17 protein-coding genes are annotated in these 17,761 nt (G+C 35.6%); 12 read left to right on the top strand and 5 right to left on the bottom strand.

The annotated features are described in order from the left end of the window. Nucleotides 1-11 precede the first annotated feature (11 nt). Complete coding sequence (locus ABC346_RS14170) at nucleotides 12-479, top strand: CcdC family protein (protein WP_413235459.1); 468 nt, start codon at nucleotides 12-14, stop codon at nucleotides 477-479. Nucleotides 480-505: 26 nt separating this feature from the next. Here the strand turns inward: ABC346_RS14170 and ABC346_RS14165 are convergent, their stop codons facing one another. Then, nucleotides 506-967, bottom strand: a complete 462-nt coding sequence (locus tag ABC346_RS14165; protein WP_413236559.1) for a DUF2621 family protein — start codon at nucleotides 965-967, stop codon at nucleotides 506-508. Nucleotides 968-1,193: 226 nt separating this feature from the next. Here ABC346_RS14165 and ABC346_RS14160 point away from each other — a divergent pair, with 226 nt between their 5' ends. The 6 genes from ABC346_RS14160 to ABC346_RS14135 all read left to right on the top strand — a co-directional run bounded on the left by ABC346_RS14160 (nucleotide 1,194) and on the right by ABC346_RS14135 (nucleotide 7,422). Continuing rightward, nucleotides 1,194-2,288 carry an ATP-binding protein gene (locus ABC346_RS14160; RefSeq protein ID WP_413235458.1) on the top strand — a complete coding sequence of 365 codons (1,095 nt, stop codon included), beginning with the start codon at nucleotides 1,194-1,196 and terminating at the stop codon, nucleotides 2,286-2,288. 220 nt (nucleotides 2,289-2,508) lie between these two features. Continuing rightward, nucleotides 2,509-5,220, top strand: coding sequence for an aconitate hydratase AcnA (acnA, locus tag ABC346_RS14155; protein ID WP_413235457.1), 2,712 nt, complete (start codon nucleotides 2,509-2,511; stop codon nucleotides 5,218-5,220). 393 nt (nucleotides 5,221-5,613) lie between these two features. Beyond that, entirely contained in the window at nucleotides 5,614-6,207 is a 594-nt protein-coding gene (locus ABC346_RS14150; RefSeq protein WP_413235456.1) for a TlpA family protein disulfide reductase, read from the top strand. Between the two features lie 58 nt (nucleotides 6,208-6,265). Then, a complete protein-coding gene (locus ABC346_RS14145) occupies nucleotides 6,266-6,412 on the top strand; it encodes an FbpB family small basic protein (protein WP_011066084.1) in 147 nt (48 codons plus the stop codon). Between the two features lie 281 nt (nucleotides 6,413-6,693). Then, nucleotides 6,694-7,116, top strand: coding sequence for an acyl-CoA thioesterase (locus ABC346_RS14140; RefSeq protein ID WP_413235455.1), 423 nt, complete (start codon nucleotides 6,694-6,696; stop codon nucleotides 7,114-7,116). Nucleotides 7,117-7,119: 3 nt separating this feature from the next. Next, entirely contained in the window at nucleotides 7,120-7,422 is a 303-nt protein-coding gene (locus ABC346_RS14135) for a hypothetical protein (protein WP_413235454.1), read from the top strand. A 213-nt stretch (nucleotides 7,423-7,635) separates the two neighbouring features. Here ABC346_RS14135 and ABC346_RS14130 read toward each other — a convergent pair whose 3' ends face one another. The 4 genes from ABC346_RS14130 to plsY form a co-directional block, all read right to left on the bottom strand. Then, complete coding sequence (locus tag ABC346_RS14130) at nucleotides 7,636-7,929, bottom strand: HesB/YadR/YfhF family protein (protein ID WP_413235453.1); 294 nt, start codon at nucleotides 7,927-7,929, stop codon at nucleotides 7,636-7,638. Beyond that, on the bottom strand, nucleotides 7,919-8,191 hold the full coding sequence (gene yidD, locus ABC346_RS14125) for a membrane protein insertion efficiency factor YidD (protein ID WP_413235452.1): 273 nt from the start codon (nucleotides 8,189-8,191) through the stop codon (nucleotides 7,919-7,921). Before yidD ends, ABC346_RS14130 begins: the two co-directional genes overlap by 11 nt. A gap of 13 nt (nucleotides 8,192-8,204) precedes the next feature. Continuing rightward, a complete protein-coding gene (gene folE2, locus ABC346_RS14120) occupies nucleotides 8,205-9,131 on the bottom strand; it encodes a GTP cyclohydrolase FolE2 (RefSeq protein WP_413235451.1) in 927 nt (308 codons plus the stop codon). Nucleotides 9,132-9,252: 121 nt separating this feature from the next. Further along, entirely contained in the window at nucleotides 9,253-9,834 is a 582-nt protein-coding gene (gene plsY, locus ABC346_RS14115) for a glycerol-3-phosphate 1-O-acyltransferase PlsY (RefSeq protein WP_413235450.1), read from the bottom strand. Between the two features lie 160 nt (nucleotides 9,835-9,994). Between plsY and ABC346_RS14110 the strand changes: the two genes are divergently transcribed. The 5 genes from ABC346_RS14110 (at nucleotide 9,995) to parC (ending at nucleotide 17,757) form a co-directional block, all read left to right on the top strand. Continuing rightward, nucleotides 9,995-11,062, top strand: coding sequence for an ABC transporter ATP-binding protein (locus tag ABC346_RS14110; RefSeq protein WP_413235449.1), 1,068 nt, complete (start codon nucleotides 9,995-9,997; stop codon nucleotides 11,060-11,062). Further along, the gene (locus ABC346_RS14105) at nucleotides 11,059-12,585 is read left to right on the top strand and encodes an ABC transporter permease/substrate-binding protein (protein ID WP_413235448.1); all 1,527 of its coding nucleotides are present in this window, start codon (nucleotides 11,059-11,061) and stop codon (nucleotides 12,583-12,585) included. The genes ABC346_RS14110 and ABC346_RS14105 overlap by 4 nt, the downstream gene beginning before the upstream one ends. A 14-nt stretch (nucleotides 12,586-12,599) precedes the next feature. Continuing rightward, nucleotides 12,600-13,016, top strand: coding sequence for a CoA-binding protein (locus ABC346_RS14100; RefSeq protein WP_413235447.1), 417 nt, complete (start codon nucleotides 12,600-12,602; stop codon nucleotides 13,014-13,016). Nucleotides 13,017-13,285: 269 nt separating this feature from the next. Further along, nucleotides 13,286-15,241 carry a DNA topoisomerase IV subunit B gene (gene parE / locus ABC346_RS14095; RefSeq protein ID WP_413235446.1) on the top strand — a complete coding sequence of 652 codons (1,956 nt, stop codon included), beginning with the start codon at nucleotides 13,286-13,288 and terminating at the stop codon, nucleotides 15,239-15,241. Nucleotides 15,242-15,306: 65 nt separating this feature from the next. Beyond that, nucleotides 15,307-17,757 carry a DNA topoisomerase IV subunit A gene (gene parC, locus ABC346_RS14090; RefSeq protein WP_413235445.1) on the top strand — a complete coding sequence of 817 codons (2,451 nt, stop codon included), beginning with the start codon at nucleotides 15,307-15,309 and terminating at the stop codon, nucleotides 17,755-17,757. The last annotated feature ends 4 nt before the right edge of the window (nucleotides 17,758-17,761 follow it).

Genomic DNA, 17,761 nt, shown 5'->3' with positions numbered 1-17,761 from the left:
AGAGTGATACCATGTATTGGGCAATAGCAAGTACCATCGTATTTGCTTTTATGGCAATTACGATGGTTTTCGTAAGAATGCGTGCTTCAAAAAAACCTACTAACGCAAGGAAGATTATTTTACCTCCAATTTTTATGAGCACTGGAGCGTTAATGTTTGTACTTCCGATATTTCATATTTCATGGATACAGGTACTAGAAGCGCTTGTTGTAGGAATGATATTTTCTATATTTTTAATTAAAACCTCCCGTCTTGAAATAATTGGTGATGATATTTATGTGAAGCCATCTAAAGTTTTTCCTATTATTTTAATCGGATTATTAGTGGTTCGAATAACTATTAAGATTATTATTGGAAGTACGATCTCTGTAGGAGAAACAACAGGAATGTTCTTCTTATTAGCTTTGGGAATGATAGGAACATGGAGACTTGCCATGCTTTATCAATTTTTGCAGCTTACCAAAAAACAATGTGCTTAAGATATACCTAGTAAGCACATTGTTTTTTATTTTTGATATTTTTGTTTCCAATCGAAATCATAATTATCTTTGGACTGTTGAAATAGAGGTTCATATGGAGTTGTATCAATATTCTTCTGTTTTAATTTTTTTCTTAGAAATTTATGATCCCGCTTTGGTGTAGCAATAATATAGCCTTCGATTACGGTTGAACGTTGAATGATATTTTCTTGTTTATTGATCGAGAGCTCACCGATTTTACTTGCAATTCTTTGTCTTGCCACATCTCGAAAAAGCTCAGGTACAGGTGAGACAAGTTCTTCCAAAAATTCTTTTTCTTCATCTTTCCATTTATGTCTCGTTTTTTCTAAATAGTGCTCTTCCCAATCCATAATAGACCTTCCATCTTCTTTAGGAAGACGTTTCAAAAACTTACGAAACATAAAATAACCGCCAATAGCCATAAGGCTAATAAGCAAAAAACCCCATAAAACTAATATAATAGACATCATAATAACGCACCCTGTTCTAAAATTAAAAAAACTTATGAATATTGTTTAATATTATAATAATTAATTTATTTTTTAATGTTTTTGTAGTAACATAAACATAATCATTGGATAAAATTGTCTACGATTTCATTATAATGTCAATTAATCTTAATAACAAGTGTCATATATCAATCGCCATAATCATACATATTACGTAAAAGGTAATTCTGGAAGGAGCACAGTTATGAAAAATAAAAAAGATAACTATGTAACAGAACGGAACTCGAAAACTCCTGAAAGTCTTAAAAATATACAGCATGCGACAGACTTGCCTGACGAAATTATAAATTGGATAGATAAGAAGAGTGATGGAATCTTTGTTTTATTAGATTTAGTAGGGAGAATATTATATATTACAGAATCTATCGAACGAATTTTAGGTTTTTCTCCATCAAAATTAGTTGGATTACACTGGGATGAAATGGTTTCTGGAAAAGATGTAGAGTTTGCTAAAAGAAAAGCTGAGCTATCAGAGAAAACATTGAGAGATTTCAATCTGAATGTTCTTAATAACGATGGAAATTATGTTCCGCTCACTTGTGAATTAGAATATTATCGAAATGCTGATAACCAAACCTATGTATTAGTTTATTTGAAAGACCTTACAGTAAAAAAAGAATTAGAAGATATGATGGTTCGTTCAGAAAAAATGAATGTAGCAGGTCAGTTAGCTGCTGGCATTGCACATGAAATTAGAAATCCACTCACATCATTGAAAGGGTTCTTACAATTACTTCAAGCTGGAGTCAACCATAAAGAAGAATACTTTAATATTATGATTGAAGAGATAGAAAAAATAGAATCGATAACTTCTGAGTTATTATTTATTTCAAAACCACTAACAGATAATAGATCGGAAGAAATTATAAGTGATATGATCAATGACGTTATTATGTTATTAAGTCCACAGGCAAAACAAAAAAATATAAGTATTATTAAGTTAGGTTCCTGTAATCAAACCATCGAATGTGATCGGTCGCAAATCAAACAAGTACTGATTAATTTAGTGAAAAATGCTATTGAAGCGATGGATAATGGTGGAGAGATAACATTAACCAGTGAGGTTGTAGATGATAATGTTATCGTATCGGTTATTGATGAAGGTATTGGTATTAAAGAGGAGATATTGCATAAGCTAGGAGAACCTTTTTTCACTACAAAACAAACAGGTACAGGTTTAGGATTATTAATTACGAAGCAGATCTTAGAAGCACATAACGCAAATTTCGAGGTGTCCAATAATCAAGAAAAAGGAAGTACGTTTAAACTTGTATTCTGAAAAAATATAACTTTTCTTATTCTACTAATATAAGCTTATGTTATAGGATTACATAACTAATTCGAATATAGTTCTCAAGGATTTTTAATTGTTTTATTGTTTAGATTCCTATATTATAAGTATGTAAGGTCGACTAAATTAAAACATGAGTTTGATTAAAAAAAGTAATACCTCATTAGTTTATTTTAATGAGGCTGTGCAAATGAAAGGGGTAACATATATGACTGACAAAAATGCGTTTAACGCAAAGAAGCAGTTCGAATTAAACGGTAAAAAGTATAACTACTATCGTTTAAGAAACTTAGAAGAAGCGGGTTTTGGTAAATTAGATCGCTTGCCATTTTCTGTCCGTGTTCTTTTAGAATCATTACTTCGTCAACATGATGGGCATCAAATTAAGGACGAACACGTGGAGTCCTTAGCGAACTGGGGAACAAAAAAGGCAAACGGGGCAGATGTTCCTTTTAAACCTTCACGTGTAATATTGCAAGATTTCACAGGTGTTCCAGCAGTGGTAGACCTTGCTTCCTTACGTAAAGCAATGGTAGATCTTGGTGGAGAGCCAAACAAAATTAATCCTGAAGTTCCAGTAGATTTAGTTATTGATCACTCTGTACAAGTAGACCAGTACGGAACGCAAAATGCATTAAAAGCAAATATGGATCTGGAATTTGAGCGAAATGCAGAGCGTTATGAATTCCTTAATTGGGCACAGAAAGCATTTAATAACTACCGTGCAGTTCCACCTGCAACTGGTATTGTCCACCAAGTTAACCTGGAGTACATCGCTAATGTTGTTCATGCATTAGAAACAGAAGATGGCACGTATGATGCATTTCCAGATACTTTAGTTGGTACTGATTCACATACGACGATGATCAATGGACTTGGTATTCTTGGATGGGGTGTAGGTGGTATTGAAGCTGAAGCAGGTATGCTTGGTCAACCTTCTTACTTCCCGGCACCAGAAGTTATTGGTGTTAAATTTATAGGGACTTTCCCTAACGGAACAACAGCTACAGACCTTGCTTTAAAAGTAACTCAAGTATTACGTGAGCAAAATGTAGTTGGTAAATTTGTGGAATACTTTGGACCAGGACTAAAGGATATGCCACTTGCAGATCGTGCAACCATTTCTAACATGGCTCCAGAATATGGTGCAACTTGTGGTTTCTTCCCAATTGATCAGGAGTCATTAGATTATTTGAAGCTTACTGGTCGTGACGATGAGCTAATCGCACTTGTTGAAAAGTATTGTAAAGAAAATGACCTTTGGTATGATGCAGATCAAAAAGATCCAGATTATACTAAAGTCATTGAAATTGACCTTTCTGATCTTGAGCCAAATCTATCTGGACCAAAACGTCCTCAAGATTTGATTGCATTATCTGATATGAAAAAAGAGTTTAATAAAGCAATAACTGCTCCAGAGGGTAATCAAGGTTTTGGTATGGAAAAATCTGAATTTGACAAAGAAGTTACTGTAAATCATCCAAATGGTAAAGAATCCGTGATGAAAACAGGTGCACTTGCTATTGCTGCGATTACTTCTTGTACAAATACTTCCAACCCTTATGTAATGTTAGGTGCGGGCTTAGTGGCGAAAAAAGCTGTAGAAAAAGGACTTCAAGTACCGGATTATGTAAAAACTTCGTTAGCACCTGGATCAAAGGTTGTTACGCGTTATCTTGAAGATGCTGGATTACAAGGTTACCTAGACAAATTAGGATTTAACTTAGTAGGTTACGGCTGTACAACTTGTATCGGTAACTCTGGTCCATTACGTGAAGAAATCGAGCAAGCTATTATGGATAGTGATTTAATTGCTTCTTCTGTACTTTCTGGTAACCGTAACTTTGAAGGTCGTATCCATCCACTTGTAAAAGCAAACTATTTAGCATCTCCACCATTAGTGGTTGCTTATGCTCTAGCGGGTACAGTGGATATCGATTTATCGAAAGAACCTCTTGCAAAAGACAAAGATGGCAACAATGTTTATATGAATGATATCTGGCCAACGTTAACTGAAATTAAAGAAGAAGTTGAAAGAGTTGTTACGCCGGAAATCTTCCGTAAAGAATATGAAGATGTATTCACTTCTAATGATAAGTGGAATGAAATTGATACGACTGATGAACCATTATTCAAATGGGATGATGAATCTACGTATATTCAAAACCCACCTTTCTTTGAAGGTTTAACTGCAGAAGCAGGTAAAGTGGAAGCTTTAAACAATTTACGTGCGGTAGGATTATTTGGGGATTCTGTAACAACAGACCACATTTCTCCTGCTGGTGCGATTGCAAAAGATATGCCTGCAGGTAAGTTTTTACAAGATAAAGGTGTATCTCCAAGAAACTTTAACTCTTATGGTTCTCGTCGTGGTAACCATGAGATTATGATGAGAGGTACATTTGCAAATATCCGTATCCGTAACCTTTTAGCTCCTGGTACAGAAGGTGGTTATACTACTTACTGGCCAACTGGAGAGATTATGCCAATTTATGATGCTGCAATGAAGTATCAAGCTGATGGTACAGGACTAGTAGTTATTGGTGGTAAAGACTACGGTATGGGATCATCTCGTGACTGGGCAGCAAAAGGTACGAATCTATTAGGAATTAAAACAGTAATTGCTGAAAGCTTCGAGCGTATCCACCGTTCAAATCTAGTAATGATGGGTGTACTACCATTACAATTTGAAAAAGGTGATAGTGCAAAGAAATTAGGTCTGACTGGAAAAGAATCGTTTGATGTACAAATCGATGAGTCTGTAAAACCAGGAGATCTTGTAGAAGTAACTGCTACAGATGAAGATGGAAAAGTGACGAAATTTAATGCAGTTGCTCGTTTTGATAGTGATGTAGAAATCGATTACTACCGTCACGGTGGTATCCTAAGAATGGTGCTTCGTGATAAAGTTCAAGTATAAGTGAATGAATAGCTAAAAAGAGTCCCTGCATATAATTGCGGGACTCTTTTTTAAAAGATAAGAAAGTATATAATTAGACTGCCGAATGTATTTTATGAGGCTTAGTCACACTTATACCCTTGTGGTAAAAGTCATCATCGTTTCGTCACCTCACCGTGATTCTTATATTTCAAGGAAAAAAGAAGTTGACCACTGTCGAACCACCCCTTAAAATCAGGGGCGCACTCGCTACGTTTCTAAACGGGTGCCTGCGCTTTTATGCTGATAAAATTTACTTTCACCGTATTGTTAATAAAATTTGTCTATTTTTCAAATGGTTATATATTTACTTTACAAAGCATAATCTCCGACTTACGATAGAGTTAGAAGGAAACTAAGGTGGAGGCGACAAATTTGTTTAAGAAGATTTTTGGATTCATGCTTCTATTAGTATTAATAGGCATATTAGTTGGTAATATTATTCAAAGTAATTATGAGGATAATCAGTCAGAGCAAAATTATCATGTGACTGGTGATGAAAATATGCAGGGGGGCTCGATTGCGCCTGTTGAAAGTGTTGGTCTTGAGCCAGGAGATAAAGCTCCTGACTTTGAGTTAGAAACATTGGGAGGAGAATCATTTCGATTGTCGGATTATCAGGGTGAAAAAATAATCCTTAATTTTTGGTATACATGGTGCCCACCGTGCAAAGAAGAAATGCCAGAGATGCAACAGTTTTATGATGATTATAAAGATGAAGTCGAAATAGTAACGATTAATATGACAGAATACGAAAAAAATCAACAAGACGTTCAAGATTTTATGGATGAGTATGATTTTAGTTTTACTGTCCCACTAGATAAGAATTCAGAAGTCGCTGATGCATATACGATATATGCTGCACCATCTACATATTTTATTGGGACAGATGGTACAGTTCAACAACCAAGGAAGATCGGACCAATGAATTATGAATTTATGCAAGAAATGGTTGAAGGTTTAAATTGATAACAGGATTATAATTGTTTAAATAATTGGTAATACTTCACAAAAAGGAGGTATTGCCATGTCTTTAAAAAAGAAACTGAATTTTGAAGAATTGGTAGCAGAAAATAGAAAACAAATATTAGCAGATCGTTTAATAATGGAGAAAATTGAACAATCCATGGATCAACGAATGGAGCAATCTATTAAGAAAGTCCAAGATCAATAAAGGGCTGGCTTCCGACATTATGTTGGAGCCTTTTTTATTTATAGATAATAAGGATAAACTAACCACAAATATCTGATTCTCTTAAAAGACACGTAGGTTATGCTCTTGTGGTACTAACATTTATTGGAGTAATAATGAAATGAAAATCAAAATAGCGAATATACGGATTTCACACAAAATATCTTATTAGAAATTGATTTAATAGAATGAATAAGTTTAATTATTTCATTCTCCAAACCCGTTGTGATAGGATAATATCAGAATGAATAGGGGGAAGAGCATTGTTAACAGTAAAAACACCAATAGAAGTACGTTATCAAGAAACAGACCAAATGGGAGTAGTATATCATGCAAATTATTTAGTTTGGTTTGAAATAGGAAGAACGAAATATATAGAAGCAATAGGCCTAAAATATAATGAAATGGAAAAACACGGGGTAGTATCGCCTGTCATCGATGCTAACATATCTTTTAAAAGACCTATACGTTATGCAGAAGAAACGCATGTTGAAACATGGTTAGAATCGTACGATGGAGTTCGTACTATTTATGGTTATAAAATCATTAATGAACAAGGAAAGATAGCCGTAGAAGGTACAACTACACATACAATCGTTAATAAAGAAACATTCCGTCCGTTATCCGTTCGCCGAACTTTTCCAGAATGGCATAAAGCATATCAAGAACAGTTAGAAGGAGAATAATTGATGGCTTTTGGCTTAAAGCGAGAAGAATTACAACGTTGGAAAGAAAATGTCCGGTCTGGAAAAATTGATTTTTTAACTCATTATTGGTTAGACGATCGTTTTCCTGGATGTAATACAGTTACAAAAGTCGGGTGTAGTGATTTAAATAAGTTAAAAACATGGGGAAGAAAGTATGGTTTGCAAGAGAACTGGATTGATATGAATGAAGAATTTCCTCATTATGACTTGTTTGGAGATTATCAAATTAAAATTCTGAGAGAAGAAAAACAATGGAATCAAATCCAGAGGTTTAAATTAGAATAAATGATTAACCAAATCGAAAAAGGGATAAAGTTTTGCTCAAAAGACGGAAGATAAAATAAGCGTAAGAAATATGTCCTAGGTTTAGGAAGGTGTGGGGTGAGCCTCCCGATGTATAAGCATCCGGAGGCTCATCAGCCGCTTCTAGATAAGCGGAGTATATTCTGAAGCGGGGGTTCTCAACACCTATTCATTTTCTTTTCATTAAACTTTTCATTAAGCCTCTGGGTACTCTATTTTTGGTTCACCGTTTTTGGTATCAAAGGAAACGGAAAGATTACTATCTTCAAAATACCATGCATCTGATTCTTCAACAAAGAATTGAATATCGTCTACTGTTGTAGATGCATGTGCATTTATGGGAGATTCTAGTTTAACACCTAATGAGAATCCAGCAATTCGACCACCGACTCCACCGTACCGTACAAAAAATCGCAAGGATGATTTGTCTGTTAAATTTAATTCTTCTTTGTACCAATTTGCTGCTTCTTCGGTTACATTAATCTTCATGTCGAATAACTCCTTTTTCTAGTCCATTTTCATTGTTGTTGTTTTCTTTTTTATCTGGAACAACATCTACGCCACCTGGGTGAAAAGGGTGGCATTTGCTAATCCGCTTTATAGTCAATATACCACCTTTGAATGCTCCAAAACGTTTAATTGCCTCTAATCCATACTCTGAACAAGTGGGGTAAAAACGACAACTAGAAGGAGTGAAGGGGCTAATAGCACTTCGATAAAATTTTATTAGACCGATAAAAATAAATTTCATAGAATAATCTCCTCTATTCGGAGCTTTTATCATACGTTATTGATGCAATAGCGTCATGCATATGAATTGATTCTTCATTGCGACATGAAACGTGAAATTTACTCACAAATGGCATTTCATATAAATCAGCAGCAATGAGTCGAACCATATCTTCTACAAACCGCGGATTTTCATATGCTTGTTCCGTTACCATTTTTTCATCCGTTCTCTTGAGTACCGGATGAAGTCTTGCGCTTGCATTACTTTCTGCTGCCTCTAGCAGTGCTAATTTCCAATCAATGTTAGTCTCGTCAAAGTCTTCTAATAAAGTGGCCTCAACCGTGACATTACCTCTTTGATTATGCGCACTATATTCACTAATTTCCTTTGAACATGGACATAATGTCGTAATCCAAGCTGATAATGACACGTTTATGGTGTATCCTGAATTACGATCGTAGGTCATGGATAATTTTGCATCCGCATGGTTCATACCCGTGGATTGGGATTCTGGACCTTTACGTTCAAAAAACCATGGGAAAGTAACTTCTATAGTTGAATCATTTTGTTCTAATTTTACAGAAAGCTCCTTTGTAAACCGTTTTAACTCGGAAATGGAAACATTCATGCCATTAGAATTGTATTCTTGAAGTAATTCCATGAAACGACTCATATTCGTTCCTTTGGACATGGTAGGAATGCTAGATGAAAATTGAAATGTTCCAATACTCGTTTGTTCTTTTGGTGCTAGATCACTGAATATAAGAACTGGGTATTTAACATTAGATATGCCAACTGCATCTAATTTAAATAAAAAGTCTTTTTGGGTATTTTGTAAATCGGCCATTTTATTTTTTTCGATTGGTTTTGTCTTTTCTTTTGGTGGTACAGAACCGAATAATTTATGACGCTCTTCCTTAGAAGGAAGTTGTTTTTTCGGTATTGATTTCATTTGTTGCATGGTGAAACACCCTTTCCTAGCAAAGAAGTGCTGTTTTTGTCGTATAGAGTCAAACATATTGACTAGGGTTTAGTATACTGAATACAAACCAATTATTCAATTTATCGGTCTTCTATTGCTTTTACATCCAGCTAATTTTAGGTTCTGTGCCGTTCTTTATTCGTTTAATATTTTCTCTGTGACGGTAACAGACAACACTTGATAATAATAATAAAACGATAGACAGTCCTAAATCTTGATAAAAGATTGTTACAAGCAAGGATACTAGTCCCGTAATGATAGAAGAAAGTGATACATATTTTGATATATATAAAGTGAGTAAAAATGTAGCGACCATAATTACAAATAATAGTGGATACATTCCGAGAATCATTCCACCAGAAGTTGCCACAGCTTTCCCACCTTTAAATTTTGCAAAGATAGGATACATATGACCTACTACCGCTAACAAACCAATTGCTAGTACATATACATTAGCGTCAAATAGTTGTGGTAACACAGTTGCAAGGGTTCCTTTTAGTATATCAGCTAATGTAACAATCGCTCCAGCTTTTGTCCCTAAAATTCGAAAGGTATTTGTAGCACCTAAATTACCACTTCCGTGTTCACGAACATCTATGTTATAGCCTACTTTTCCCACAATTAATGCAGATGGAATAGAGCCTAATAAATAAGCAATAAGTCCAAAAATTATATAATCCATTGCTTTTCCTTCTTTCCTCATTCAAAGTTAGCTTGCAAACGCTCTACCGCTATTTTAGCACGAACTCCTAAGATTAAGAACAAAAAAATCAAAATTAAATAGCTGGTTCCTTCGTTTATAATAATATTATTGGGGAATATTTAACCGAAGGAGGTAAGTGATGATTACATTTAAAGATATAACGAAAACATATCCAGATGGAACTACGGCTGTACGCAAGTTTAATTTACAGATTAAAGAAGGCGAACTTGTTACTTTAATAGGACCTAGTGGTTGTGGTAAGACAACTACTATGAAAATGATTAATCGACTGATCGACCCAACAGAAGGCTACATATACATTAATGACAAGCCCGTTTCGGATTATTCGATTCATGAACTCCGATGGAATATCGGATATGTATTACAACAAATTGCATTGTTCCCACATATGACGGTCCGAGAGAATGTAGCTATCGTTCCTGAATTAAGAAAGTGGAAAAAGAAAGAAATTGATAAGCGAATTGATGAATTATTAGATATGGTTGGGATGGATCCTGCTACATTCAGAGATAGGTATCCAAGCGAATTATCAGGTGGTCAACAACAACGTATCGGTGTAATAAGAGCACTTGCTGCTGATCCAGAAATTATCTTAATGGATGAGCCATTTAGTGCCTTAGATCCAATCAGTAGGGAACAGCTACAAGAAGATATATTAAAATTACAAAACGAGATTAAAAAGACGATTGTTTTCGTTACACATGATATGGATGAGGCTATAAAACTTGCAGATCGTATCTGTTTAATGAAGGATGGACAAGTTGTTCAAGTTGGCACTCCGGAACAATTAATGAAGTCTCAAGAAAATAGGTTTGTCCAAGAGTTTATGGGAGATTATCGCTCTCCATGGGTCACAAATGTAAAAGAACTTATATCGAAAGGTTCTAAATATACCATGATGACCGCTCCTACAAACGATTATTCTGAAGTGTTGGGTTTTAAAGTTCTAATAAATGAAGATTATATCTTTCAAGGTGTTATTCAGAATGGAAAGGTATTGGAAGAACCGATAAAAATACCAGAAAATGCAACTATAGAAGAAGCTTCTGCTTTAATGCAAGACCAAGATCAATCAAGATTCCCTGTACTTGATGAGAATGAAAAGTTGCTCGGTATAATTAGTTCTCAAGAAATTGTTCATTATTTACATGAGCGAGAAAAGGGTCGGGGAGGAATTCCATCATGAATGAATTTATTGAGGTATTTCAAAATCGACAAGATATGTTTTATCAAGCCATTTGGCAACATCTACAAATATCCTTATTATCTTTAGCAATTGCAATTATTATTGCTGTTCCGATTGGGATAATATTGACCAGATATAAACGTTTAGCAGAACCGATTATTGGTGTGTCTGCCGTTTTACAAACTATTCCAAGTCTTGCTGTTTTAGCGTTTTTAATTCCTTTTTATGGTATTGGAACTACCCCTGCTATTATAGCATTAGTACTTTACGGACTTTTACCGATACTAAGAAATACGTACACGGGGATTGTGGAAGTCGATCCTGCATTAAGCGAAGCTGCTAGAGGTATGGGAATGAATACGGTGAAGCGACTTTTTAAAGTGGAATTGCCAATTGCTATGCCTGTAATAATGGCAGGAATTCGTACGTCAATGGTATTAATTGTTGGTACGACGACAATTGCTGCATTAATTGGTGCTGGAGGACTTGGGGATATCATTTTATTAGGTCTTGATCGAGGTGGAGACATTCCATTAGTACTACTAGGAGCTATTCCTGCAGCGTTATTAGCAATTATTTTAGATGTTATTTTACGGTTGTTTGAAAAGCTATCGAAGAAATATGGAATACAGGCATTTTTAGTTATGCTCGCAGGAGTATTGATTATTTCAGTAGCTCCATTTATATTACAACAAGAAAGAGAACCAGATATAGTAATAGGCGGAAAGTTAGGCGCTGAGCCAGAAATCCTTATGAATATGTATAAGTTACTTATAGAAGAAGAAACAAATCTTCAAGTTGGTTTGGAGCCGAACTTAGGAAAGACCCCTATGGTGTTTAATGCATTACAACAAGGTAGTATTGACATATATCCTGAGTTTACAGGAACAGTAATTGTTTCTCTATTAGATGAACAGGCGGAATCTAATGATTCAAGAGCTGTTTATGAGCAAGCAAGAGATAGTATAAAAGAAGAAAATAACCTAGAATTACTAGAACCAATGGAGTTTAATAATACGTATGCAGTTGCTGTTTCGCAGGAATTAGCAGAACAGTATGATTTAGAAACAATTGCCGACTTAGAAGCATACCAAGGTAACTTGACAGCAGGCTTTACACTAGAGTTTAATGATCGATACGATGGGTATGTTGGTATGCAAGAAGTATATGATATTAACTTCTCTGATGTTAAAACAATGGATCCAGGCTTAAGACAAGGTGCAATTGAAAGTGGAGAGGTAGATGTAATCGATGCTTATGCTACCGATAGTTATATGGTAGAATTAGACTTAGTTACGCTAGAAGATCCTGAGAATTTATTTCCACCGTATCAGGGTGCCCCGCTCATGCGTGAAGAGACATTAGAGCAATATCCAGAATTAGAAGATATTCTAAATCAATTAAGCGGAAAAATCACTGATCAAGAGATGCGAGAAATGAATTATTTAGTTGATTACGAAGAAGCCCCAGCAGGAGACGTTGCGAGAGATTACCTAGTGCAAGAAGGTTTATTATCTGAATAGAAGGAGGAGAAAACATGGCTTGGCAAAATCCATCCAATGAAAAATTAAGCAGTATTTTACAAGCTGCCAAGACGATTGCAGTAGTAGGTTTGTCCAATAATCAAGATAAGACAGCGTATCAAATTTCACATCGGATGCAACAACTAGGATATAAGATTATCCCTATAAATCCAACTGTTGATGAAGTGTTAGGAGAAAAAGCTTATCCAACTTTAGCTGAAGTTCCGGAAAAAATAGATATTATTAATGTCTTTAGAAGACCCGAACATTTACCTGATGTAGCGAAGGATGCGGTAAATACGGACTGTCGAATGTTTTGGGCACAACAAGGAATTGTAAATGAAGATGCTTATCATTTTCTGAAAGATCAAGGGTTCGAAGTTGTGATGGATCTTTGTATAAAGGTTGTTCATTCTGTTTTGGTCAAGTAAAATACAATCGCTCAAAGACTGCTTTCCGTACTAGTTTAAAAATCTAGTAATGGTGAGCAGTTTTCTATTCAATGATAATTTTATTTATTATTTTAAAATGTTATGTGATATGGTTATTCATGCATGAATTTGCCAATTATAGTATACTAAGTAGCATCGTTTACGGTAATATTAATGTTAAAGTGAAATTACATCCAGAGATATTTACAAAAAAGAACAGTTGTTCTATGATGATTGTTAAGGTAAGTTGGGGAAGGAGAAGATGGCACGTGACAAGTGATTATCAATATTCAGACAGCTCCATACAAGTGTTAGAGGGGCTAGATGCTGTGCGTAAAAGGCCCGGTATGTATATTGGGAGTACGGATATACGAGGACTTCATCACTTAGTGTATGAGATAGTAGATAACGCAGTAGATGAAGCACTTGCTGGTTATGGTAAAGAAATTCAAGTAACAATACATAAAGATGAAAGTATATCAGTAAAAGATAGCGGGCGAGGAATGCCTACGGGAATGCACCAAACCGGAAAGCCGACTACGGAAGTAATCTTCACTGTACTTCATGCAGGTGGAAAGTTCGGACAAGGAAGTTATAAAACGAGTGGAGGACTTCATGGAGTAGGTGCTTCTGTAGTTAATGCCTTATCTGAATGGTTAGAAGTTACAACGTTTCGTGATGGTTTCCAATATCAACAACGATTTGAAAATGGTGGTAGACCAGTTACGACATTAGAGAAAAAAGGTCCTACTAGAAAAAAAGGGTCAGTTATTCGCTTTAAGCCTGATCCAACTATTTTCTCAACGATTGTTTATAATTATGAAACGATTTCCGAACGACTACGTGAATCAGCCTTTTTATTAAAAGGTCTCAAAATAGAATTAATTGATGAACGAAATGAAAAGCATGACGTATATGAATATCCAGAAGGGCTGAAGTCATTCGTAGATTATTTAAATGAAGAGAAGGATTCTCTACACCCAATTGTCTTTATCGAAGGTGAACAACAAGAAATTGAAGTAGAGTTTGCTTTTCAGTTTAATGATGGTTTTGCAGAAAATATGCTGTCATTTGTTAACCATGTGCGTACTCGAGATGGAGGAACACATGAATCGGGAGCGCGTTCGGCAATCACTCGAACGGTTAATGATTATGCGCGAAGACAAGGCTTATTAAAAGAAAAAGATAAGAATTTGGAAGGTACAGATATACGTGAAGGATTGACAGGGGTTGTTTCTGTTCGAGTTCCTGAAGATAAACTTCAATTTGAAGGGCAAACCAAAGGTAAGCTTGGTACAACAGAAGCACGTTCTGCTGTAGATTCTGTTATATCCGAACATCTAAATTACTTTTTAGAAGAGAATCCTGATATATCTGGAATGTTAATTAAAAAGTCAATTAAAGCAAAAGAGGCGCGAGAAGCAGCACGTAAAGCAAGAGAAGAAGCAAGAACAGGGAAAAAACGGAAACGTAAAGATGCTTTATTGAGCGGCAAACTTACACCAGCACAGTCTAGAAACCCAGAAAAAAATGAATTATATTTAGTAGAGGGTGATTCGGCTGGTGGATCCGCAAAACAAGGAAGAGATCGAAAATTCCAAGCTGTTTTACCACTAAGAGGTAAAGTAATTAATACGGAAAAGGCAAAATTACAAGATGTATTTAAGAACGAAGAAATCTCGACAATTATCCATACGATAGGCGCAGGCGTTGGTGGAGATTTTAATCTTGATGATGTTCAATATGACAAAATAATCATCATGACTGACGCTGATACAGATGGAGCGCATATTCAAGTATTATTACTTACCTTCTTTTATCGTTATATGCGTCCACTTGTAGAAGCAGGAAAAATCTTTATTGCATTACCTCCTTTATTTAAGGTATCAAAAGGAAAGGGAAAGCAAGAAAAGATTCGTTATGCATGGGATGAACAAGAATTAAAAGTAGCTATTCAAGAATTAAAACAAGGATACACTATTCAACGTTATAAAGGTCTTGGTGAGATGAATGCTGACCAATTATGGGAGACGACGATGAATCCAAGTTCTAGAACGCTTATTCGAGTGTCCATTGATGACATTGCACGTGCGGAACGTAGGGTAACTACTTTAATGGGTGATAAAGTTGAGCCCCGTAGAAAGTGGATAGAAGGACATGTTAAATTTGGACTTGAAGAAGATGCAACTATACTTGAAAACGAGAATATTCACACAGAAGAATAAAGTGACTTATAGATGATGTTCTTCTTTAGGTCCTTTTGAACACGCAATTATAGGGGGGATTCAATTTGTCACAAACAGAAAAATACCTCGATCTACCTCTAGAAGAAGTAATCGGAGATCGGTTTGGTAGATATAGTAAATATATTATTCAAGACCGTGCCCTTCCTGATGCGAGGGATGGCTTGAAACCAGTACAACGACGAATTTTATATGCTATGCACATGGAAAGAAATACACATGATAAACATTTTCGTAAAGCAGCTAAGACAGTAGGTACCGTAATTGGTAATTATCATCCACATGGTGATTCTTCTGTTTACGATGCCATGGTTCGATTAAGCCAGGACTGGAAAGTAAGAAATGGATTAATTGAGATGCATGGAAATAATGGAAGTATAGACGGCGATCCACCTGCAGCAATGCGTTACACAGAAGCACGTCTATCCAGTATTTCTGCAGAGCTTTTACGGGATATTGACAAAGAAACGGTGGATTATATCCCGAATTTCGATGAGACAACAGACGAGCCTGTTGTCCTTCCAGCGAAATTTCCGAATTTACTAGTGAATGGATCCACGGGTATTTCAGCAGGTTACGCTACGGATATACCACCTCATAATCTAGAGGAAGTCATGGATGCGGTAATGTTGAAAATTGATAAACCAGAAGCTTCTATTGATGATTTAATGAAGTTGATGAAAGGACCAGATTTTCCGACTGGTGGAATTATACAAGGGGTCGAAGGAATTCGTAAAGCGTATGAAACAGGACGAGGAAAAGTTATTGTTCGAGGAAAAGCTTTCGTTGAAACTATGAAAGGCGGACGCGAGCAAATTGTCGTCACTGAGGTACCTTATGAAGTAAATAAAGCAACCATGGTTAAGAAAATGGATGAATTACGTATTGATCGTAAAGTAGAAGGAATTGCTGAAGTCCGTGACGAGACCGATCGAACTGGGTTAAGAGTGGTAATTGAACTCAAAAAAGATGCCAATAGTGAAGGTGTACTCAACTATTTATATAAAAATACGGATTTACAAATTACGTATCACTTTAATATGGTAGCGATTCAAGATAAAACACCAAAACTGTTATCATTACCTTCGTTGCTTGACGCTTATATTGCACATCAAAAAGAAGTTGTAACAAGACAAACTACCTATGATCTAAAGAAAGCAAATGCACGCGCGCATATCGTAGAAGGATTAATTAAAGCCATCTCTATACTCGATGAATTAATTGCTACCATTCGTGCATCAAAAGATAAAGGTGATGCGAAAGCACAAATTAAAGCAAAATATGGCTTTACAGAAGAACAAGCAGAAGCAATCGTCATGCTCCAATTATATCGATTAACGAATACAGATATTGTTGAATTGGAAAGAGAAGCAGCCGAACTACAAGAGAAAATAAAAGAATACGAGTCAATCTTAGGTAGCGAGAAAAAACTGTTCCAAACAATCAAAAAAGAGTTACGACAAATTAAAAAGAAATTTGCAGAGCCTCGTAGAACAGTAATCGAAGAGAAGATAGAAGAACTAAAAATTAATATTGAAGTAACTGTCGCTAGTGAGGATGTACTTGTTTCGGTGACGCGAGACGGTTATCTAAAAAGAACCAGCTTACGTTCTTATGCTGCTTCAAATGAAGAAGAGTTACCAGTAAAAGACGATGATTATCCTATATCTTTACTAGAAGTAAATACAACGGACAACCTGTTACTATTTACAAATAAAGGTAAATACATTTTATGTCCTGTTCATGAATTACCAGATATTCGTTGGAAGGATATGGGACAGCATATTTCTAATATTGTTCCGCTAGATAAAGAAGAATACCTGATTCAGTGCATGCCGGTCCGTGATTTTAAATCAGCTCACGGATATCTCATTTTCTTTACGAAAAATGGTATGGTTAAGCGAAGTGAATTCCAATTATACGATGCCCAGCGGAGGTCGAAAGCATTAATTGCTCTAAACCTTAAAGGGGACGATGAAGTTGTTCATGTTAGCCATACGAATGGAAATATGGATGTATTTATCGCTACGTATAAAGGATATGGACTATGGTACCATGAGTCAGAAATCTCTATTGTTGGGCAACGAGCAGCTGGAGTTAAATCAATTTCTTTAAAAGACGATGATGAAGTTGTAAATGGACAAGCATTCGATGATTTATCAGAACCATCACTAGCATTAATTACACAACGCGGATCTTGCAAACGAATGAAGTTGAAAGACTTTGAAAAAACGACCCGTGCAAAACGGGGGGTAATGATGCTTCGCGAATTGAAAAACAAAGCACATCGTGTAAAAGGCTTTTTCGCTTTACAAGATCATGATGGGCAACCAATTTGTTTCCAAACAGCAAATGGAAGTACCCACGAAATTGTGCCACTTACATTGAAGGCTACAGATCGGTATAACAATGGCTCTTTTGTTATTGATACGGATCATGAAGGTGAAGTCATTCATGTATGGAAGCAAGCAAATTATGAAAAACCGTTCGATGAATAATTAA

This window comes from Oceanobacillus phoenicis (assembly GCF_047238145.1).
GTDB lineage: Bacteria > Bacillota > Bacilli > Bacillales > Amphibacillaceae > Oceanobacillus.
This window is presented reverse-complemented; position numbering and strand designations above follow the sequence as displayed.